The sequence below is a fragment of the Pseudomonas sp. 30_B genome (assembly GCF_017491605.1).
In the GTDB taxonomy this organism is placed as follows: domain Bacteria; phylum Pseudomonadota; class Gammaproteobacteria; order Pseudomonadales; family Pseudomonadaceae; genus Pseudomonas.
The window spans coordinates 1-214 of the sequence record NZ_JAFGYY010000597.1 but is presented as its reverse complement, the minus strand read 5'-3'; the positions used below and the strand labels follow the sequence as shown (position 1 = coordinate 214).

General features: G+C 58.4%; 1 protein-coding gene. It reads right to left on the bottom strand.

Annotated features, from left to right (window positions below):
* On the bottom strand, positions 1-214 hold a 214-nt coding region (locus J5M67_RS29520; RefSeq protein ID WP_207888795.1), incomplete at both ends, for a VCBS domain-containing protein.

Sequence of the window (214 nt, the reverse complement as noted above, 5' to 3'; positions counted from 1 at the left end):
GGGTCTTGGTATCGGTCGCGCCTGAGCCGTCGGTCACCTTGAGCGTGAAGCTTTCGCTGTTGTCTTCCTTGAGCGCCTCGATGGCGTTGTCGTTGGGGACGTACTCATAGGCGCCGCTGTTAGCCAGGTAAAGCGTGCCGAAGTTGCCGACCAGTTTTTGCTGGTAGTTGGTTCCGTTGATATCGAAGGACCCGCTGGTCGTACCGGCACTGTC